Source organism: Bacillus cereus group sp. MYBK245-2 (genome assembly GCF_051916145.1).
GTDB classification, from domain to species: Bacteria; Bacillota; Bacilli; order Bacillales; family Bacillaceae_G; genus Bacillus_A; species Bacillus_A pacificus.
The window spans coordinates 40,561-60,472 of record NZ_JBQAGB010000018.1; the positions used below are offsets into that span (position 1 = coordinate 40,561).

Genomic DNA, 19,912 nt, shown 5'->3' on the forward strand with positions numbered 1-19,912 from the left:
CTTCTTTATTTTTTTATCATATCATTCAAAGTCTGATCCCCTGTATTGTTCAAATGAGGATTTTTACTCATTTCACGTTTTAACATATCGAGGCTTTGCGTATATTCTGTATCATTTAATGCGCCAGATTGAAGCCCTTGAATTTGAGAAATCAACTTTTGGTCTGTTGATACATATGCTTTATAATAGCGAGGGACGATGGACAAAGCAGCTCTATATACTTGATCCGCTACGAGTTTCGGATCCGTTGTGTTTGCACGGTATACAACAAATACTTCATCGTCTGTAACGAGCGTAGCAGCGTTTGTAACGTCAGGAAGTTTGACTGTCATGCTTGTAATCATTTCAGCAACTTTCTCACGGTTAATGGTTCCTACTTGTTTATTAGATACTTCATGCTTTTGTTTAGATGAATAGCCGACTCTCGTTAATCGTGTATTTGTATTTTCCGTATGATACATGTCGTTTTTATTGGAAACAAGAACACGACTTCCTTCTTCACGTTCCATTTCGGCTTTATTCGTTGATTGGCATCCTGCAAATAAGGAAAGAGTGAGAAGAGAAAGTATAATTTGTTTTTTCACGATGTATCACCTCCTTCTCCATAGCATGCACTAATTTTCAATTTTTTGTATTTGAAATTGTTGGTTGGTATGCTTTGTGATACGATAAAAAGAAGAATGCTTAGAGAGGAAGTTAATGATGGAGCAAAAGCAAGAGATTCATGCTACGGTGAGCATTAATAATGTGCAGTACGAAGTAATTAAAAACTTTCGTGACGGTTTTAGTGAAGAAGCATTTAAAGAGCGCTATGCAGAAATTTTAAATAAATATGATTACATCGTTGGGGACTGGGGTTATGAGCAACTTAGATTGCGCGGCTTCTTTGATGATAGTAACCAGCGTGCGACATATGATACGAAAATTAGTACGTTATCGGAGTATTTATACGAGTACTGCAACTTTGGTTGTGCACATTTCGTATTACGAAAAGTGAAGAAATAAAAAAATCCTCTTACAATCGTAAGAGGATTTTTTTGCATTATAAACAAATCGAGATATGATCGCCTTCAGAAAGTATTGTATTTGGCTTCATTTGTTGCCCGTTCAATTGAATATCCCCGTTTTTAATTTTATCCACAATGAGTGTACGGCTCCAATCTGAAATATATGTGGATAAAGCTTTATCCATCCGGTGGGAACCGAAAACGAGGTCTAATACAATCGTAATTTCAGCTATGCCACTTTCTTTATGCTGTGTAATGGAAATAGTAGTTGTTTCCGTTTGATCTTGCTGCGTCATATCAACTGTTTCAACGTGGTCAGTAAATGATTTATAAATCCGAAGTTTTTGATTCCACGTATGATCTTTCGGACATTTATAAATAGCAAAGCGATATATGTTTTTTCCGTTGGCGTTATGCCTACGAATATTTGTGTCGGTAAATAGGGTAGTGCGTCTGCAATTTTTACAATATTTTTCGATTGTGTTTTGCTGATTTTCATATAAACTCCAAGAAAGTTGTACTTTCTGCATTTTTCTTCACCTCTTATAGTAGTGGCAAAGAAACGTAATACAGCTATTTGGATGTCTTGTAGTATGAAGACATGAGGAAAAGACAAAAATAAAAGGAGGTTCCCTTAGGAACCTCCGTAAACATCATACTACAGATGCAATACGTTCCTTTGTAATGGGAATGGGCAGACTACTCCCTTGAAAAAGCACGGTGCTTTTTTGAGAGTAATGCTATCCAATTGCTGGTCCATTACAAAGTAAATGTTGGCATACGTAGATAACGTCCTTTCTATCCAAATAGATTTGTTTTTCATTATAACATAGAAGATTGAAAATTCAAAACTCTTATGATGAAAAAGCACCAGCTAAAAAGCTGGTGCCTACGATAAATTATATAAGTTCAAATAAAAATGAGCGTAATTCTTCTGCAATTTCTTCAGTCATAGAAAATGCGTGCTCTAAGTAGCCTGGTTCGTTTAAATCGTCGGCGCCGATGATTGCAAATTTATTACGCTGCATATCAAGGACAATTGTTTTACCGTAATGACGATCGGAGTATAGTAGCGCTAAATCATGACGCTCATTTTCTCCCATAAAGCTAACGAAACGAGTTTTTGTAGCGACAGTGTCGTCGTACAGAAAGAAACGTTCTTCCATACACATGGCTCCTTTTATTAAATATCTAAGTTTAAGTGTGGCTTATGATCTAAATGGTGATGCGTTTTAATGAATCGTACCGTTCTTGTTTTGTAACGCATTACGATAGAGTATGTTTCAGCTAAATCTCCGCCTAGGAATTTCACGCCGTCTAATAACTCACCAGCAGATACACCAGTTGCTGAGAAGATTGCATCATCACCAGATACTAAATCGTCTAACATAAGAAGTTGACGAGGATCTTCTAATCCCATTTCACGACAACGAGCTTCTTCTTCTTCGTTCATTGGAACTAAGCGAGCTTGCATTTCACCTTCAAGGCATTTTAATGCTGCTGCAGAAATAACGCCTTCTGGAGCTCCGCCAATACCTACGAATAAATCAATACCAGTTCCAGGTAGTGCTGTTGCGATTGACGCACCAACATCACCGTCACCAAATAATTTTACGCGTGCACCTTTTGCACGAACACGATCGATAATATCTTGATGACGTTCACGTTCTTGAACGATAACTGTTAGATCGCGAATCTTTTTATTGTTAGCTTCTGCTACAATTTCAATTGTTTTTTCAATTGGATCATCTAAGCTAATTTTACCAGCTGCTTTTGGACCAACCGCGATTTTTTCCATGTACATATCAGGAGCATGAAGAAGGTTTCCTTTATCTGCGATTGCGATAACTGCCATTGCATTTGCAAGACCTTTTGCAACGATGTTTGTACCTTCTAATGGGTCAACGGCGATATCTACTTCTGGACCGTTACCTGTTCCTAGTTCTTCACCAATATATAACATCGGTGCTTCATCAAGTTCTCCTTCACCAATTACAACTGTACCTGCCATGTTTACTGAATCGAACATATCACGCATTGCTGTAGTTGCTGCATCATCTGCTTCATTTTTCTTTCCGCGGCCCATCCACTGTGCGGATGCTAATGCTGCTGCTTCTGTTACACGGACAATTTCTAGTGCGAGTTCACGTTCCAAGGTTCCATTCCTCCAATTTCAAAAATCATACAAATATAACTATAACAAATAACGGAGAAAAGGTGAATTCGAAAAATTGTCGATTTTTTCAGAAGAAAGCGTTACAATTAAAATGTAAATGCTTTAATTTCCAGGTAGGTGACATTCATGTATTTTGTAGACAGAAAGAAAATAGAACAAATGCTAGTATGTTTAGAACGAGCAACAAGTACATTTCAAGAGAAAAAGATATATGAAACCGAGTTTGAATTTTACGCATTAGAACGCATAGCTCATCTAATGATTGATTGTGTATTAGATGTAGGGAATGCGATGATTGATGGATTTATTATGCGCGATCCAGGAAGTTATGAAGATATTATCGATATTTTAATGGACGAGCGAGTGATAAGTACAGAAGATGGACAAGGGATGAAAGAAATTATCCTTCTTCGAAAAATGCTTACGCAAGATTATATTCAAATGAATCATGATGAATTATATAAGACGATTCAAAAACATATTGCAGTGGTAGAGAAATACCCAGCAAATATTCGCAGTTATTTAGAGAAGGAATTAGGACCTGTATCTGCATTTGTACCAGAATAATTATGCTTATAAGATCCCCAGGGAATGCCTTTTGGGGGTCTTATATTGTATGTGAGGGAGAAGGGTGAAGCATGGGGGAAGCACGTACGACGAAAGATGAAATTGTGCAGTTGTTGAAAGTAAAGGGAGAGCACACCGTAGCGGAACTAGCTGAAATTTTAGAGATTACAGAAATGGCAATTCGAAGACATTTAAGTAATCTTGAGAAAGATGGTTTCATCTATTCCAAGATGGTAAGGCAACATGTCGGAAGACCAACTTATTTGTATGGATTAAGCGAAAAGGGAGAAGATACATTTCCGAAAGAGTATAAGCAATTTGCGATTGATATGCTAGAAGATTTAGCTCGAATGGGCGATGAAAAAATACTTCGTTACGTTTTAAAAGAGAGAACGAAGCGTATGGAAGAACAGTTGCAAAAGCGAGTGAGTAATCAAAAGAATTTAGCATATAAAGTGCAAGAGATAGCAGCTATGCAAGAGAAAAATGGTTATATGGTTCAAATCAAGAGAGATGGAGAGAACTCTTTCGTAATTGAAAAACAAAACTGTCCGTTAAAGGAAATTGCAGAGAGATTCCCGCAAGTGTGTGAAGATGAAAAAGAGATGTATAATCGTTTATTTGCGAACGCAGATGTGAAAACGCTAGCAAACATGTGCGAGGGCGATTGTAGTTGTTCTTACCAAATAAAAGAGAAAAAATGAACGTTATGGGGCGCTTTAAGGTAAAGCGTTTTTTTCTTTTGGAAAAGCGGGTAATATAAGAGTGGTATGATAAGGTGAGAACGTTAGCATAGAAGGAGAGACATAATCGATGTATAAAGGTTACTTAATTGACTTAGACGGTACAATGTATCGCGGAGAAGAACAAATTGAAGAAGCAAGCGACTTCGTCAAAGCGTTAGGAGAGCGCGGCATTCCGTATTTATTCGTTACGAATAACTCAACTCGTAAACCAGAACAAGTGGCAGAAAAACTTGTTCGTTTCGATATTCCAGCGAAAGCAGAGCAAGTATTCACAACGAGTATGGCAACAGCAAACTTCATTTATGAACGTAAACAAGACGCAACTGTATATATGATTGGTGAAGAAGGTTTACACGATGCGCTTGTGGAAAAAGGATTTGAACTTGTAGATGAAAATCCTGATTTCGTTGTTGTTGGTTTAGATCGTGACATCACATATGAAAAATTAGCAAAAGCTTGTCTTGCTGTGCGTAACGGCGCAACGTTTATTTCTACAAATGGTGACATTGCCATTCCGACTGAGCGCGGATTATTACCAGGTAACGGTTCATTAACATCAGTTGTAGCAGTATCAACAGGTGTGGATCCAATCTTTATCGGAAAACCAGAATCAATCATTATGGAACAAGCCTTGAAAGTGCTTGGCATAGAAAAGAATGAAGCATTAATGGTTGGGGATAACTACGATACAGACATTTTAGCAGGAATAAATGCTGGTATGCATACGCTTCTTGTCCACACTGGAGTCACAACTGTGGAGAAGTTAACAGAATATGAAGTACAACCGACGCAAGTTGTGCATAACTTGACGGAGTGGATTGAGAAGATGTAATGAAAAAAGCTGTTCCAAACTTTGGAGCAGCTTTTTTCTAATATTTGCGGGTAGCCCGATTGGTGTGGGCTAATATTCAGTTGTAATTAGTGTCGTTTTTTGTCGATAAGTCGATATATTTAGAAAATCGCCGATATAATTTGAGTTGCGCTGATATATTAAAAAAATCGCTGATATAATGTTATTTAAAACGCACGATTCACAACATCTTTAACCTCTTCAAGATATTGTTTACGCACACTGTCATCCACAGAAGGGACACTTGTATAGAATGTATGCTCAATTGTTTCAATGCCTGTAAATTCAAAAATACCAACATCAGCTGTTTTTTTCATTGCTTCAAACATACCGCCTGCTGTGTATGCCTCTTTCGTATTTCCCATTGTAGATAATAATAATCCTTTTTTACCGCTTAATAACTTCTCTATGCCATTTTCACCGTAAGCATAAGCGAAGCCGTGGCTAAATACACGATCAACGTATCCTTTTAAAATAGCAGGAAGTCCCGCCCACCAAACCGGATAAATAAATGTAATGCTATCAGCCCAAGAGATATGCTCTTGCTCTTCTTTAATATCTGCTGGTGTGTTTCCTTGAGAAAATGAGATGAAATCGGAAGCGTCTAATACTGGGTTGAAGTTTAATTCGTATAGATCGCGAACGCGTACCTCATGACCTTTTTCTTCTAATTCCTTTTTTACCGTTTCTAAAATCGCATGGTTGAAGCTTTCTGTATTTGGGTGTGCATAAACGATTACATGTTTCATTGTTCTTCCTCCTATTTGTGGATATGTGAATGGTTTCGCTGTAACCATTATTGTTACTTCTTTTACGAAAGTCAAGTAATACATATGTATAAAAAGACGCCTCAAATCGTCTTTCTACACTCCGCTCATACAAAGAACAAAGAAAACAAATAAAATGATAACAATACCAATGCCGAAGTTAAATACGAGAGTACTATCCATATTATGTAACCTCCTTGTTTGAAAGTAAAAAGCACTCTAGCCAAGAGTGCTTCTTTATTTTGAGTCTACTTCGCAACTTTTAGAAAGGGATTCATGCGTGTAAAGAGTTACATTATTTTATGTGTTTATGCTTTGAAATGAGTAAGTCCTTGTAAGGTATAGAAAAAAAGACACTCTTTCGAGTGTCTTTCAAGATGACAAAATGTGCCAATTGCTTGAGTTTGATAAGGCGCTAATATCCGTTTTAACGCCTTTTCTTTGATCAAGAAGTGTAGCAACAGCGATTCGAATAAATTGTACCATTTGTTCCATGGGCGTGCGTATGCAATTGTGCATATTTCAATTATGAGGTAGGTGATGAACTGTGAATGATTTGAAGTGATTTACTTACGATTTCTTCTGCGGCATATATGCCGATTGCATCTGTTTTTACAATATGGGGTTGTAAATGATTATATGTTGCCCCTAATTCACCATGAAGTGGTGCGAAGGCATAGCTCGCCTTTTCAAGCATGCATAAATCAAGTAAAGAATCCCCAGCTGTAATAATAGTATCCATTTGTAGTATTTCTTGTATATATTGCACGGCGTCCCATTTGTTAATTGGTTTTGGTACAAAGTATAGTTTCCTACCTTGAAGTGAATGATTCCAGCCCTGTTTGTCTAACCAGGAAGTGAAGGATGATAATTCATCATAAGGAATGTTCTCTCGTTTAATGATGCAATAGTGGAATAAATCATCAGCCGTTTTTTGTGATATAACCCAATCTTTATGAGCGATTTGTTCAAATTCCTTTAGTATATCGTTCCTCTCTATACATTCTACTGAAATTCTTTTTTTTATTTCTTTGTTCCAAGTAACATCTTGCTTACCGTTATGAAGGATATTACCGCCGTTACTTGTAATGGCATATTCAGGAATGATTTCATTTTGGAATAAAGTAATACGTTGAAATTGTTCAATCGTTCTTGTTGTAACTGGGATAAAATATGAATGCAGTTGCAATTTTATTAGTAGTGTAATGGTTTTATATGTTATGAAAGAAATTTCTTTTCCATCTAAAGTTTCAATGAGCTGAATTGAATTATCTTCTATATGAGCACGAAATGATTTACGGGAATAAATAAGTGTCTGATCAAGATCACTGGCGAAAATCATATCGTATTCCCCCTAAGAGGCTTAATGAGTCCGCAACATGAATAAGTCATATTCTCATATATTTCAACAGGGACATTCTTTTCTTTAGCAAGAAGTAAAATATGCTTTAAATCAGGAGTGTCTTGCTTTCGTATTAAAATTTTCCACGGTATTCTCCGGAGTAATACGCGAGTTGTTTCACCGACTCCTGGTTTAATTAGATTAATATCATCAATTTCAAAGTGAGTTTGGATAGATTGTATATCTTTTAATCCTTGCCAAGATGGATCGGTGTATGTTGAAGCAATATAATGTAATTGATTATCTATATGAGAATGAACAGAAGGGAATAAATCTGTTATCTCATCGATAAAGAAATTTGATAAATCTTCTTGTTCTAGCTCTTTATAATATTTAACACCATGAAAATCATTTGGGCCAATATAGGTGTCATTTAGTACAGTGCGGCTAATTAGTCCAGAGACGGTCGCATTTAAGCAAGCACTAGGGATAAGAAAATCTTCGCGTGTACCGTAAATTGAAGTACAGTAACCGGGATCAGCAAGTACAGCCATACAATGAGAAAGGTGTGTATTATTTCTCTCGTTAAATGTATGTACTGCCTGTTCCAATTCCTTTTTTATTGCACCCTTTCCAGTCCAGCCATCAATGAATTGAATTGTTTCTGTAGGATGATGTTCTAAAATATAGTGAAGTGCATTTTCATCGATGCCGCGTCCACGAATAATAGAAATACAATAGTGAGGTACATCAAGGTTATATTGATAGCGTATGTAGCGTTTTATAAGAATACCAATAGGTGTACCAGCACGCGCTAATGAGACGAGGACGAGATTCGTTCCTTTAGTCTGTATAATTTGTTCAGCGACAACTCCGACAGCGATGGCTAGTTTGTGTTTGTAATGTTGCAGGGAAGAAAAGAATAAATCCATATATGCTTTAGATGGTTTATATTCCGTTGGTAACATTTCAGAATAATGTATGCCAGCTTGAATGGCTTGTTCTCTCGTTTCTGTGGAACTTTCTTTCATTAAATCACTAATATCTTTTAATAGAAAAATAGCATCATTTGGATCGTAACTACTAATATGGGAATTTACCTTTACCATAATTATCAACCTTCCTTTTCTATGCTATTTGAAAATGAGACGATATGAATACAAGGAATAACTGTTTGTAACTGCTGTAGAAGAGGTGATAAGGCTTCTTCTCCTACATCACGTTCCATAAACACAAATACTTCATCGTATTCATGGGGTGAAATATTATAAAAGTAATTTGTAATAGTAGAATCTTCGGGATTTGGATAAGAGAAATGATTATGAATGGCGTAGTTCACATCATTTGAAACAGGGTGGATAGGGCTTCGTGTTGTAGATTGATATAAAATATTTTCACCCATTTCAGCAGCAATTTTCATTGGAATATACATAAACTCACCCGTTCCGAGGCAGAGTGTTCGTTTTCCAATTCTTTTTCTTTGTAACATTTTTCCTGCTTCTTGAGCAAAAGAATGAATGTGCTTTTGTTCATATGATGAAATGCCAAAGCGTCCAGTATATTTTATATAATTTGATGTATAGGATAATGCTGGACAAATAATCGTATGTTTTTTGAAATAAGGTTTTGTTTCTTCAATATGAGTATCTGTTTTTGTAATATTCAATGGCTGGCCAGTTGTGTGAATGCGGCCTTCTAATAAAGAAATAACATGAATTTTTATTTGAAGTTCTTCTTCTAGTTGTTTAAATTGTCTTCTATTAGTATTAGAACGCCAGTCTAATAAAGAAGCGATGGTATACTCTTCTCGTGGAAATTGCTGTTGAATAGACCTGATAATATTTAGTGCGGTTTTCCCAGTTGTCATCTCATCATCTACGAGAATGATTGGATTGTTGTTTTGAAAAAAGCTTTTATCCACATAACAACGGTGTGATGTTGCATGGGAATGTTCTTCCTCAAATGTAATGACAGATTCGAGATTGGGTATCGATTCCCTAGTTGTATGTACATACTTTGCATTTTGAAAGCATTGAAACATAGAATGGCCAAGTGCTGTTGCTGTTTCAGCGAATCCGATAAATAAAACTTCTTCTGGCAAGGGATATTGATAATGAAATATTTCTTCTGGAATTTCATCAACTTCTAATGAAATAAGATTTAAAATTTCTTTTTGAAATGGATGAAAAGTATTATGTAGTATTTCCATATATCTTGCAGCGAGAGCAAATCCACTTGCTAGAGAGACTGCAGGTTTAATAGGAAGATGCTTTCCAAGAATTGTACTTACAAATAAAAAACTCCGCTTCTTATTGATTCTCGCAGCCATTTGAAAAAGATTGTCTAATTCTAAGTTATATGGATTATCACGTACTTCTACATGAACCTTTATATTATTCAAAACGTTATACGTGTTGTTTTGCGTTTGTAATAAGGAGATCGGTGAATTGTTTGTTTTCATGTAGCACCCCGTAAATATTAGATTTTAAAATGGTTTTGCGAGCCCAGTTATAATGGGGCTTTACTTCATTCATTTTGTTAGCAAAACTGCTTTTTAGCACTCCGTTATACGTATTTGCATGTTGTAAAATTGACCTTGCGTCTAAATAATCTTCCATTGTAACAATGTGCATTGCTTGTACAACTTTAATATGAGATGGGTGAATGACTGTCTTTCCAATTAATCCATTTGCATGGTCAAGCGATACCTCTTGAATGAGCCCTTCTTCGTAATCATTAGAAAAATATTCCCATACACATCCTGAAATAACATATCCATTTGTTGCTCTGGAGAAAATATTAATAATGTCGGAAATACAATCACGAACAACAGTAATATGATAGATAGGGGTGTGTTTATTACGCCGAATACCAAATATGCTTGAAAAATCAGTAGCACCAATGCGTACATTTAAGATGTAATCACGATAGGAATCTAGTAGATCTTTTATTTGTAACAATGATTTTACACGTGTTTCTCTATACATAATTTCTGGGGATTCTAAAATCGGCATTCCGTAAAGGGATAATGAATATAGCTTGTTTATATAAGCAAGCTGATCGATATAAGACTTTCCATTAACGGGTGTGAATTTTGGAAAGACAAAACCACATAAGCAATGAACCGCACTACCTAATTCAGTAACAATTGTCCTCATTTGACTTGGCTGTCGAACTCTAATAAAAAGAAGGGGGATGTCTGCTTGATTTAGTATGTTAGCACTGACCAAGTTGGCGATTTGCTGTATTTGAAAGACGATATTTTGCTCTGCAAACTTTACTTCCTTATCGCTGATAGAGTCTTCTAGACAAAAAATAATCGAGGTAGCTTCCACATGTTTTTTTCTAATTATATCTTCCGCGATCGTTTCTTTCGTGCCAGGAGTATATAGTGTAGCACCTAATGCGTACGCTAATTGCTCTTTCTCTATATTTTTTGAAAAACTAAGAGGTTCTTTATAGAAAAAATTTTGACGTTCTTCTAAGGAGAGATAAGAAAAATAATTCAAATTGTCACCACCTTATTTCAAATGATTCTGTTTAATCGTAACATAATAAGAAAAATCTTCCATAAAAATAAAGCGAGAAATTAAAAAAACATATTGAGAAAGATGAATTATAAGATGAGTATCGAATATTGTTAGTAGAAATATAATAGGGGGAAGAGAAAGTGGAAATACATGAGCTGACGGTAGAAGAAGCAAATGAGATAAATACGTGGACGTACGAAGAACCCTATAATTTATATAGCTTTTCAGGCGAGGAAGAAGTAATAGAAGAATTGCTAGATGGGACGTATTATGGTTGTTGTGACGATAAAGGAGAGTTTATCGGCTATTTTTGTTTTGGGGAAAATGCACAAGTGCCAGGTGGAAGAGATGCTCATTTATATAGTGGAGAAGATGTAATGGATATCGGACTTGGCATGAAGCCGGAGTTAACAGGGAAAGGGCTGGGGAAAATATTTTTTCAAGCTGGGATAGCCTTTGCAGCGAAAGAATATAAGCCGAAAACGTTTCGACTTAGCGTAGCGACATTTAATACAAGAGCGATTACGCTATATAAAAAAATAGGTTTTCAACAAGGTCCTATTTTTTTGAGCTGTGGAAGAGAATTTATGCTCATGGAATACGAAAGACCGTCAGTATGACACTGACGGTCTTTCATATTTCACTCCGAATGCTCAGCTCTATGTGCTAAACGGCTTGAAGCAGCGGCAGCGATTCCACCAACGATATCATCAAGGAATGTATGCACCTTTCCAGTTGATTTATCATTTAAGTATTCTAAAATACCAGGTTTTAATTTATCGATATATCCAAAGTTTGTGAAACCGATAGAACCGTACACGTTAACGATAGAAAGTGCGATCACTTCATCAATTCCGTATAAGCCTTCATCACGTTTTACGATATCTTGTAACGGCTCACTTAACATTCCTTTTTCAGCAAGGACATCGAGTTCGATACCAGTAATTAGTGCATTCTGTACTTCACGTTTTGATAATACACGCTCAACGTTATAACGGCATTCTGACATCTCTAAATTTGGATGATATTTTTTTTGAAGAAAATGAACAAGCTCAGCAATATCATCAATTGTTACACCGCGTTCTTGTAATAGTTGCAATGCTCTTTCTTGTAGTTGATTTGATTCTTTCATGTTTATCACCTTTTTTTCTTTTTAGTATTTGTATACGTTTCGTTGCTTTATCATGTGCATAGGAATGAAAGGCGAGCACAAGCTCATATATATAAAGAAAAACCATAGGTGGCGACTGCGATGATTCATCATATTTATGAGCATTATCATATGCATGTTAAAGAATTAATCCCCCTTGGCCCCTATAAAAGCTTTTGGATTCGCAACAAAATTTATGTACTTGTTCCAATTGGAGAAATGGAGGAAGAAGTACTTGTAGAGATGAAAAAGCTCAGTGATTATATGAACCAGCAAGGGGATATAACTGTAGCGACTTTCGTTCCGACTATACACGGCTACTATGTAAGTGAGATAGAAGAACAAAATTACTGCTTATTAAAAGGTATGCGCGCGTTAGAACGACATGCTATGTCATTAGGAAGTGAGCTTTCTATATTCCATAAACGAGGTGCATTCTTTCCAGAAGAAATTGAGCAATTAAGCCGCATTGGTGAATGGAAAGCGTTATGGGAAAAAAGGCTCGATCAGTTAGAAAAGTTTTGGCAGTCACAAGTGATGAACCACCCTACAGACGTATTCGATCAATTGTTTATTGAATCCTTCCCGTATTACTTAGGAGTTGCGGAAAATGCCATTCAATACGTTGTTGATACAGAGATGGATGATACGCCGCAACTAACGGATGCAGCAACAATTTGCCAAGAACGATTCACACCTTTATTATGGCATCAAACGAAGCGTCTCAAACTCCCTTTTGATTGGGTGTATGATCACCCAACTCGAGATATAGCAGAATTAATCCGCTATATGATAATTGAAAAAAAGAAAGACTGGGAGCAAACAATCGTTCAATTTGTTACAGATTATGAACGGAACTATTCGCTATCCTCATTTGGGTGGCGCCTATTATTTGCAAGGCTTCTGTTCCCGCTTCACTATTTTGAAACAGTCGAACGATATTACCAAACTGGAAACGAAGAACAAAAAAGCATATATAGAGATCGCTTAGAAGCCATTTTACACGATGTGAACCGCTCTGAGCAATTTATGAAACATTTTTATGGCTCACTTCGTTTACCAGTTGATAAGCTCGGGATTAGAAAATTAGATTGGCTGTCTTAAAAATATAAAAAAGAGACCGATTGAGGTCTCTTTTTTATATACCACAATTATATGTAATACATTACGCCCCTACCTGTTGATCTGCACATATATTTAAAATGAATTGATGTTGTTCGATTTTTTCATTTACTTTACTCAATAATTCTTGCTGGATTTCTTTAAATAAAAATTGATAGCTCGCATTCCATGTCGGTATAACGGATGAAAGGTCCAATAAATACTCTTTTTTCCTTTCTAGTTCTTGAATTGTTAAAAACGTGTTCCCCATTTTTGGCATGTGTCGTCCCCCTATGTTTTTTACTTTATATGTGTGAACGATTCACTATATAGTATCAATTATCGCATTTTTTGAGAAGGATTTCCAATTTTGTTTTATGATGTTAACGGATAAATGTGATTTGTATAAAAAAAGGAGACCAAATTTGGTCTCCTTTTAGCAAGTGGCTTTGAACGAGCCGCTTTCGCTTTTAATTAAAATACTTGTTCTACTTCGATAACGCCTGGTACTTCTTCAAGTAATGCGCGTTCGATACCAGCTTTTAGTGTGATTGTAGAACTTGGGCAGCTTCCGCATGCACCCATAAGGCGTAATTTTACGATACCTTCTTCAATGTCTACTAATTCAACGTCTCCGCCATCGCGAAGTAAGAATGGACGTAATTTATCTAATACTTCTAGTACTTGTTCTTGCATATGTGGGTTTTCCATTTTTATCGACTCCTTTCATCAGTTTTATTATAATCAAGATAGAGGGGAAAATCTATTTTTTCTGTTCTTGTTTTATTGCCGAAATTTTTTATCATGTTTACAACGTGTTTTTTCAGTATAGGGGTATGGAATGAGTTTGTAAAATGATGTGCTTATGTAATAAGGTATCTGAATATACTGTTAGAACAAGAAGTGGGGGAGAAGAAATGGTTAATGTGCAAGTGTATGGGACGAAAGTAATTTGTGCGAGCTGCGTTGGAATGCCATCTTCAACAGAAACGTTTGAGTGGTTACAAGCGGCGATTGGTCGTAAATATGAAGGACAAGAAAATAAATTTAATTTCGAGTATATTGATTTTCAAGAAGAACAAGAAGATGAAGATAAAAAAGCATTCGCAGAGCGCGTAGTGGAGGAAGATTTATTTTATCCGGTCGTTCTTGTAAATGGAGAAATTGTTGGAGAAGGAAATCCTCGTTTGAAGGATGTTTACGAAGAAATCGAGAAATATTTATAAAGCAGGAAGCCTTTGCGAATTTGCAAAGGCTTTTTTTATTGGAGGGATAGATGTGGAGAATGTAGTGAAGCATGCGTTACCGAAAGAAGTAGAGCAGTTGATGGAGCAGTACATAGGAGGACTGAAAGAAATTTTTTTAGATGAAAAAATAGTCGGGGTATATATTTACGGATCCATCGCACTCGGTGCATTTCATGCAGAAACGAGCGATGTTGATTTTGTCACGGTAATAAGTGATCCCGTGAATGAAGCTGAAAAACAGCAACTTGTAGAGCTTCATAAGAAACTTAGTGGTAGTACGTTAGGGAAAAGAATGGATGGTATGTATATTCCGCTTGCTGATTTAGGAAAATACAATGATGAAATGAATGAGTACGTGTATTGTGCAGATGGTAAGGCGAATATAGGACATTGGGATATTAATGCAGTCACATGGTGGACATTGAAAAATCAAGGTATTACAGTGATCGGGAAAGAAGCAGAAGACCTTTCGTTCCAAGTAAGGTGGGATGATGTAGTAAATACGATGAAATACAACGTAGAACAGTACTGGAGCGGGAAGGCGAAGCAGCCATATTTATTCTTTATAGAAGAATGGGTAGAATCAGCGGTCGTTACGATGGGGCGTATTTTATATACACTAGATCATAAAACAATCGTTTCAAAAGATAGAGGATTACAATACTTGTCAGAACGTTCAGGGGAAGAATGGGAGATTTTATTAAAAGAAGTAGCAAGAATACGGCAGAATCCAAAAGAAAAGCGAATGCTCTCAAGGTGGAGAAGGGCAGATATGACGAAGAGGTACTTACTGCATTTAATTGAAACATGCAGAGAGAAATGGTAGGGAAGAAAATGGACAATACAGTTGAATGTATTGTCTTTTTTTACGTTTAATTTGGTATATAATGGTTTAAAAGGTTTAATTATACTGGAGGGGATATAATGGACACGGAATTAGTTACATATAAAGAAAAGAATGTACAAATGAGTATGCTCGAAGTAATCAGTATGATAGTAATTATTTTTGGGGTAATGTATGGAATTGGTTATTTGAACTTTTTATATGAATTCTCATTATATCCGTGGTATGTAAATCATCTCATTTCACCCTTCACGTTTTGTATGATTATTGTAATGTATGCACCGGCAAGAAATTACTGTGTGCATTTACTAAAATCAATACAATTCAATAACTCAAAACATTATGTAACAATAATAATGACGATGATCGTACTGCTTATATATCTTGCGGTATTAAATTTAGTTTTACCACATGGGCTTCGTGTGGATGAAACTAATCTAGTAATAGAACCTACTAAAAATGAAATCATTGTATATGTAGTTGTACTCACGATTTTCGCACCGATTTGGGAAGAGCTTGTATTCCGAGGTATGCTTTTTATGAAATTATCTCAGCGTTTCTCTACACTTAGTAGTGCCGTTATAAGTGCTTTCATATTTACTTTAGGTCATCCCCTTACAGTAGGGAGTGTTTTATATATTTTGGGTATAGGGATAAGTTTAGCCTACACCTATAAGAAAACAAACAATTTACTCGTTCCAATTGGAATTCATGTATTAAACAATGTATTTTTTATATTAGTAAATTTTCAACTGTAAAAAAGACGCCTTTTTGAAAGGGCGTCTTTCGTATTATGTAGAGGAAAGATAATAGAAACAATATGTGTGTGGAGGAAGACGATGAGTAAATATAAATTACATATAGATAGAGAACAATTATGGAAAGGCTGCATCTTAAATTCGATTGCAAATGCAATTTCTGTAGCACATGATCCTGATCTCTCACATGAAAGTTCATGGGATGGATGTAACTATAGTATGCAAGATAGTCAAGGCGGAAGAGGGACAATTACGTTTCATCCGGATTATACGATCGTATGTCTTCAAGATGTGAATAGTGAGAGAATTGATGAGTGGATTGATGCGAAAAATTATTTTGAAGGGGCACCTTCGGAAGTAATAGATATTGCGAAAGAAGAAGCACTTCAATATGTATTAGAAGAAGTAGAAGGTGAAACAGTTCCTTTTATTACAACTGCATTTTGGATTGAGGATAGCGGTGCGTATTCAATTGATTCATTTGAAGAGATGGAAGAGCACGGCGGATTCTTATTAGAAATTCCATTACTTGATAAGGAATCAGCGATGGAAAGATTGGAAGAAGAGTATGAGCTAACAGAGGAACAAATAGAGCTTTTACAAATCGTGTATGAGAGAAAAATCCAAAGTGAAAATGAGGAAATTATATTGTCTAAAGATGAGGTAGCGATGATTGGAACAGATGATAGTGAAGGACTGAAAGTTAGTAAAGAGTCGTTTGAAGAAATGAATACTACTTGGGCGTTGTAGGGGGAAGGGATATAAAAGTGTGATAAAGCACTAGCAGAAAGCACAATGTGAAGTTACATTGCGTTTTCTACTAGTTTTTTCATATACATGTCAACTTCGTGAAAGAATACGAGCTCTTTTTCCTCGGTACTCAGATGTACAGCACATTGCAAATATTGCTGTAAGTAGTGATTAGCTTGCTCGTACTGTTTTAAATTGTAGAAAGAGAAACAAGTAAGAAGCAAAAACGCTTTTTCCTGTAATATTGGAACGACGGCTAGTACCGGAGTAACGGAATGTATATTTGTTTTTACTAAATTCTCATAAGATGCCCACACTTGAAACCAGTCGAAAATAGTAGAAAGATAATTCAGAATGTCGATAGTTTCATGTGAAACATTATGCAATAACTGGTTCTGTTTCATATGTATAGGCTCTATTCTCGTTCGCAGAATGCAATCGAATATTGAGATGTTTTCTTTAATTAGTAATTGGTCCGTGATAAGCTGCGGGAGACCGATAGGATGAACTCCTATATGTATATAGAAGTCATCTCCAAATTGACTTTTTTGTATGTTAATGAGTTTATAAAATCCGTTTTCAGCTTTGCAAAATGTATGTCTTTTTTTCTTAAATCCAAGCGGTTTTAAAGCAGCATGTAAACTTGCAATGGAATTTTGTACCGCTTTAGAATAAGGCTTACTCTTCGTCATATTCATATGTAGTTAAGTTTTGTAAGAAACTTTCAAAGTTAGGTGCTAATTCAATTATTTGCTCAACTTCATTATCAATAAATATAACTGGAGGATTTTCAGCTACATTTCGATAGTCTAATGCAATCCACGTATGCCCGTCCCCCGATAAAAGTACGAGATTCTCAGGCATTTCCCATTCCTGAATGAAATAATGACTCTCTAAAATACTAGATTCATTTTCATCAAAAGAAATGCCATATAAGCCAGAAACATTAACGTGATCGTCTGCCCAAGAATTTGGCTCTGAAGTAGGGTGAGCATCAAGGCGCAGTGTTCCTCCATTTTGTTCTTTTAGAAGGTTTATGTATGATTCCGGAAGCTTTACGTTCAGTACTTCTTCTGCTTTTTTGATTAGTTCGTCGTTAATGGGTGCTAGTTTTAAATAATCATCTTCTGTCCAAATTGTAGTCTTCATATTGGATCACCTCAAATAATAGTTTTAAGAATCTTATGTCATATATTATAGTTAGTTTGAATAACGAGCAATAGAGGGAGGAAATAATGAAAAAGTTTCAAATCGAACTAAATAAACTGCCGACAGAAAATGCCGGAGAAATAGTAATTAGTATAGATGAGAGAATTGTGTTGCAAGAAAAAACAGACATAATCGACCCGATTTGTCAGTTGTTTGACGCATGGGGTGAATGTTTTAAAGATGATGGTGCTGTGATTTTTTTAGATGGATATGAAAAAAAGGTAGAGTTTAAGAAGAAGGATGGGGACTTTCTCATTATTAATCAAAGAGGAAAAAAGTTAGCTAGTGTTGATAGCGAGCAATTTTTACGAGCAATCTTTTCGTTTCTTAAAAAGGAGATAGAGCAGATTTACATAAGTGGAGTTGATTCTTTCCGAATAAAAGATGCGTATCATAGAATTTTAGAAATTGAGCCATTTCTTTCTGAACTTGTAAATGGAAATAACGCAATTATGTACCGAACATATCATTCTACAAGTGGTAAGTATGAATTAAACTGGAATTATTTAAAGGGGATAGAGGTTGACCCGATATTTACTCCGGTACTATCTCATAATGAGAAGAGTATCTTTTATGTGGAGGAAAACAACCACGAAATTCGTAAACTCGATAGTGAAACGAAAGAAGAGGTTTGGCAGTGTCATCTTCCACTAGTAGAATATTGTAATTGCATAACTGTGAATGATGTCACAATTATTTGGCATGCGAATAGATTTGGAGAAAATATTGCGAAATTGTACGCTATTTCATCAAGTTCTGGGGAGTTTCTATGGAATTTAGAAATAGAAGGGCATATTATACAAGATGTAAAAACTACGAGGGAAGAATTACCACGTTTATTAGTTATTACACAGGAAGGCTACAATGTTTTATTAGAGCTTGAAAGTGGAGTGAAAGTATGGGAAAAGAATGTCCGAGTTGGAGGAGAGAAGTTGCAGTGCCATTTTGGCTCAGATTACTATGTGTTAGCAGGAAATCCTTTGGATGAAGATGCGGAAGTTGATGCATATAGTAACGTTGCAATTGCCATTCAATTATTAGATGCTTCTACACGATGGAAACAAATGATGGAAGATTGTAATCCAAATGAACCAGTTACTTTAACTAATGAACATTTTATATGTGTAGCAATAGATTTATTACAAAAGTGGGAATATGGAAAAGAAGGTTGTAACTTAATTTTTGAAAAAGCCTTTGATGAGGTACAGTACTCTTACATTGCATCACAGGAATCAAAAATATTATTAACAAGAACTGAGTATGATTATGAAGAGGTAAGTAAACAAATACAATGTTATGACCATAAGAGCGCTCAAAAGTTATATGAAGTAAATATGCCTTTTGAAATTGAATTGCCTCCATTTCTTATCGGAGAGATGATGGTATTGTCCTTAGGAGAAGGAAGAATTTGTGGTATTAATATTCAAACAGGTAAAGTGATTTGGAACAATACGACTCTACATGATATTACAGAGGTTCTGTTATATAAAGATCGAGAAATTTATATTGCAACTTCAAATTTAGAATTGATAATACTTGATGCTGCATGTGGCGAGGTAAAAGATATAATTAAACTGCCTAAAAATGTTGTAGCAATAGATTTTATTGTATCAATTGAGGAAGTTAATAATGCATTATTCATTAGTTGCGTAAGTGGAAATATGTTTGAAATAGTAGAAAGCTAATTTGTGAGTTCTCTTAAATCGAGATGTTTGTTTTAAAATAGTAGTATATATTCACTAAAAAAGATGTATAAAATGATTTTGATGCATCCTTTTTAGTGAATATATAAAATAATTAACTTAGTGTATTAAAGATATCATTCATAAGTATTCTAATATATTTAAAAGTAAAATGGAATAATAAAC

Annotated in this window: 25 protein-coding genes; 11 read left to right on the plus strand and 14 right to left on the minus strand. The window is 35.5% G+C overall.

Features of this window, described 5'->3' with window-relative positions; all coding sequences use genetic code 11:
• Window positions 1-5: 5 nt before the first annotated feature.
• On the minus strand, window positions 6-584 hold the full coding sequence (locus tag ACTFRN_RS23400; protein ID WP_014893432.1) for a YhcN/YlaJ family sporulation lipoprotein: 579 nt from the start codon (window positions 582-584) through the stop codon (window positions 6-8).
• 118 nt (window positions 585-702) lie between these two features.
• On the opposite strand from ACTFRN_RS23400, the gene ACTFRN_RS23405 reads away from it, so the two are divergent.
• Window positions 703-1,005: a YutD family protein gene (locus ACTFRN_RS23405; RefSeq protein ID WP_000435941.1), complete on the plus strand. Its 303-nt coding sequence runs from the start codon at window positions 703-705 to the stop codon at window positions 1,003-1,005.
• Between the two features lie 37 nt (window positions 1,006-1,042).
• Here ACTFRN_RS23405 and ACTFRN_RS23410 read toward each other — a convergent pair whose 3' ends face one another.
• From ACTFRN_RS23410 to glpX, 3 genes are all read right to left on the minus strand, one after another.
• Window positions 1,043-1,537, minus strand: coding sequence for a hypothetical protein (locus tag ACTFRN_RS23410; protein ID WP_014893433.1), 495 nt, complete (start codon window positions 1,535-1,537; stop codon window positions 1,043-1,045).
• A 369-nt stretch (window positions 1,538-1,906) separates the two neighbouring features.
• Window positions 1,907-2,173, minus strand: coding sequence for a DUF3055 domain-containing protein (locus tag ACTFRN_RS23415; protein WP_000392606.1), 267 nt, complete (start codon window positions 2,171-2,173; stop codon window positions 1,907-1,909).
• A 17-nt stretch (window positions 2,174-2,190) separates the two neighbouring features.
• Window positions 2,191-3,162 carry a class II fructose-bisphosphatase gene (glpX, locus tag ACTFRN_RS23420; protein ID WP_000439090.1) on the minus strand — a complete coding sequence of 324 codons (972 nt, stop codon included), beginning with the start codon at window positions 3,160-3,162 and terminating at the stop codon, window positions 2,191-2,193.
• 147 nt (window positions 3,163-3,309) lie between these two features.
• On the opposite strand from glpX, the gene ACTFRN_RS23425 reads away from it, so the two are divergent.
• The 3 genes from ACTFRN_RS23425 to ACTFRN_RS23435 all read left to right on the plus strand — a co-directional run bounded on the left by ACTFRN_RS23425 (window position 3,310) and on the right by ACTFRN_RS23435 (window position 5,328).
• Window positions 3,310-3,750 carry a DUF86 domain-containing protein gene (locus tag ACTFRN_RS23425; protein ID WP_000274011.1) on the plus strand — a complete coding sequence of 147 codons (441 nt, stop codon included), beginning with the start codon at window positions 3,310-3,312 and terminating at the stop codon, window positions 3,748-3,750.
• 71 nt (window positions 3,751-3,821) lie between these two features.
• Window positions 3,822-4,454, plus strand: coding sequence for a helix-turn-helix transcriptional regulator (locus tag ACTFRN_RS23430; RefSeq protein WP_000503352.1), 633 nt, complete (start codon window positions 3,822-3,824; stop codon window positions 4,452-4,454).
• A 109-nt stretch (window positions 4,455-4,563) separates the two neighbouring features.
• The gene (locus tag ACTFRN_RS23435; protein ID WP_000276467.1) at window positions 4,564-5,328 is read left to right on the plus strand and encodes a TIGR01457 family HAD-type hydrolase; all 765 of its coding nucleotides are present in this window, start codon (window positions 4,564-4,566) and stop codon (window positions 5,326-5,328) included.
• A 185-nt stretch (window positions 5,329-5,513) separates the two neighbouring features.
• Here ACTFRN_RS23435 and ACTFRN_RS23440 read toward each other — a convergent pair whose 3' ends face one another.
• The 5 genes from ACTFRN_RS23440 to ACTFRN_RS23460 all read right to left on the minus strand — a co-directional run bounded on the left by ACTFRN_RS23440 (window position 5,514) and on the right by ACTFRN_RS23460 (window position 10,964).
• Window positions 5,514-6,095: an NAD(P)H-dependent oxidoreductase gene (locus ACTFRN_RS23440; protein WP_000683406.1), complete on the minus strand. Its 582-nt coding sequence runs from the start codon at window positions 6,093-6,095 to the stop codon at window positions 5,514-5,516.
• A 544-nt stretch (window positions 6,096-6,639) separates the two neighbouring features.
• Window positions 6,640-7,455 carry an HAD family hydrolase gene (locus ACTFRN_RS23445; RefSeq protein WP_014893435.1) on the minus strand — a complete coding sequence of 272 codons (816 nt, stop codon included), beginning with the start codon at window positions 7,453-7,455 and terminating at the stop codon, window positions 6,640-6,642.
• Entirely contained in the window at window positions 7,452-8,564 is a 1,113-nt protein-coding gene (locus ACTFRN_RS23450) for a cysteine protease StiP family protein (RefSeq protein WP_014893436.1), read from the minus strand. Before ACTFRN_RS23450 ends, ACTFRN_RS23445 begins: the two co-directional genes overlap by 4 nt.
• Before the next feature lie 5 nt (window positions 8,565-8,569).
• A complete protein-coding gene (locus ACTFRN_RS23455; RefSeq protein WP_074567893.1) occupies window positions 8,570-9,916 on the minus strand; it encodes a phosphoribosyltransferase family protein in 1,347 nt (448 codons plus the stop codon).
• Window positions 9,861-10,964, minus strand: coding sequence for an HpcH/HpaI aldolase/citrate lyase family protein (locus tag ACTFRN_RS23460; RefSeq protein WP_001106073.1), 1,104 nt, complete (start codon window positions 10,962-10,964; stop codon window positions 9,861-9,863). The genes ACTFRN_RS23455 and ACTFRN_RS23460 overlap by 56 nt, the downstream gene beginning before the upstream one ends.
• A 161-nt stretch (window positions 10,965-11,125) precedes the next feature.
• Here ACTFRN_RS23460 and ACTFRN_RS23465 point away from each other — a divergent pair, with 161 nt between their 5' ends.
• The gene (locus ACTFRN_RS23465) at window positions 11,126-11,605 is read left to right on the plus strand and encodes a GNAT family N-acetyltransferase (protein WP_074567892.1); all 480 of its coding nucleotides are present in this window, start codon (window positions 11,126-11,128) and stop codon (window positions 11,603-11,605) included.
• Window positions 11,606-11,625: 20 nt separating this feature from the next.
• On the opposite strand, the gene ACTFRN_RS23470 is transcribed toward ACTFRN_RS23465, so the two are convergent.
• Window positions 11,626-12,117 (minus strand): phosphatidylglycerophosphatase A family protein, encoded by a 492-nt coding sequence (locus ACTFRN_RS23470; protein WP_000665103.1) that lies wholly within the window; start codon window positions 12,115-12,117, stop codon window positions 11,626-11,628.
• Window positions 12,118-12,237: 120 nt separating this feature from the next.
• On the opposite strand from ACTFRN_RS23470, the gene yutH reads away from it, so the two are divergent.
• Window positions 12,238-13,239: a spore coat putative kinase YutH gene (yutH, locus tag ACTFRN_RS23475; RefSeq protein ID WP_000581269.1), complete on the plus strand. Its 1,002-nt coding sequence runs from the start codon at window positions 12,238-12,240 to the stop codon at window positions 13,237-13,239.
• A gap of 61 nt (window positions 13,240-13,300) precedes the next feature.
• Here the strand turns inward: yutH and ACTFRN_RS23480 are convergent, their stop codons facing one another.
• Window positions 13,301-13,516, minus strand: coding sequence for a hypothetical protein (locus ACTFRN_RS23480; protein WP_014893439.1), 216 nt, complete (start codon window positions 13,514-13,516; stop codon window positions 13,301-13,303).
• Window positions 13,517-13,710: 194 nt separating this feature from the next.
• A complete protein-coding gene (locus ACTFRN_RS23485) occupies window positions 13,711-13,947 on the minus strand; it encodes a NifU family protein (RefSeq protein ID WP_000431159.1) in 237 nt (78 codons plus the stop codon).
• Window positions 13,948-14,153: 206 nt separating this feature from the next.
• Between ACTFRN_RS23485 and ACTFRN_RS23490 the strand changes: the two genes are divergently transcribed.
• The 4 genes from ACTFRN_RS23490 (at window position 14,154) to ACTFRN_RS23505 (ending at window position 16,835) form a co-directional block, all read left to right on the plus strand.
• On the plus strand, window positions 14,154-14,462 hold the full coding sequence (locus ACTFRN_RS23490; protein ID WP_000248590.1) for a YuzD family protein: 309 nt from the start codon (window positions 14,154-14,156) through the stop codon (window positions 14,460-14,462).
• 52 nt (window positions 14,463-14,514) lie between these two features.
• On the plus strand, window positions 14,515-15,309 hold the full coding sequence (locus ACTFRN_RS23495; protein WP_049111501.1) for a nucleotidyltransferase domain-containing protein: 795 nt from the start codon (window positions 14,515-14,517) through the stop codon (window positions 15,307-15,309).
• A gap of 98 nt (window positions 15,310-15,407) precedes the next feature.
• Window positions 15,408-16,085 carry a CPBP family intramembrane glutamic endopeptidase gene (locus ACTFRN_RS23500; RefSeq protein WP_088106286.1) on the plus strand — a complete coding sequence of 226 codons (678 nt, stop codon included), beginning with the start codon at window positions 15,408-15,410 and terminating at the stop codon, window positions 16,083-16,085.
• An 81-nt stretch (window positions 16,086-16,166) separates the two neighbouring features.
• Window positions 16,167-16,835, plus strand: a complete 669-nt coding sequence (locus ACTFRN_RS23505) for a hypothetical protein (protein ID WP_088106287.1) — start codon at window positions 16,167-16,169, stop codon at window positions 16,833-16,835.
• 53 nt (window positions 16,836-16,888) lie between these two features.
• Here the strand turns inward: ACTFRN_RS23505 and ACTFRN_RS23510 are convergent, their stop codons facing one another.
• A complete protein-coding gene (locus ACTFRN_RS23510; RefSeq protein WP_140383328.1) occupies window positions 16,889-17,527 on the minus strand; it encodes a DUF4304 domain-containing protein in 639 nt (212 codons plus the stop codon).
• The gene (locus ACTFRN_RS23515; protein WP_002028779.1) at window positions 17,514-17,984 is read right to left on the minus strand and encodes an SMI1/KNR4 family protein; all 471 of its coding nucleotides are present in this window, start codon (window positions 17,982-17,984) and stop codon (window positions 17,514-17,516) included. Before ACTFRN_RS23515 ends, ACTFRN_RS23510 begins: the two co-directional genes overlap by 14 nt.
• 86 nt (window positions 17,985-18,070) lie before the next feature.
• Between ACTFRN_RS23515 and ACTFRN_RS23520 the strand changes: the two genes are divergently transcribed.
• On the plus strand, window positions 18,071-19,729 hold the full coding sequence (locus ACTFRN_RS23520; RefSeq protein ID WP_088106289.1) for an outer membrane protein assembly factor BamB family protein: 1,659 nt from the start codon (window positions 18,071-18,073) through the stop codon (window positions 19,727-19,729).
• Window positions 19,730-19,912: the final 183 nt, after the last annotated feature.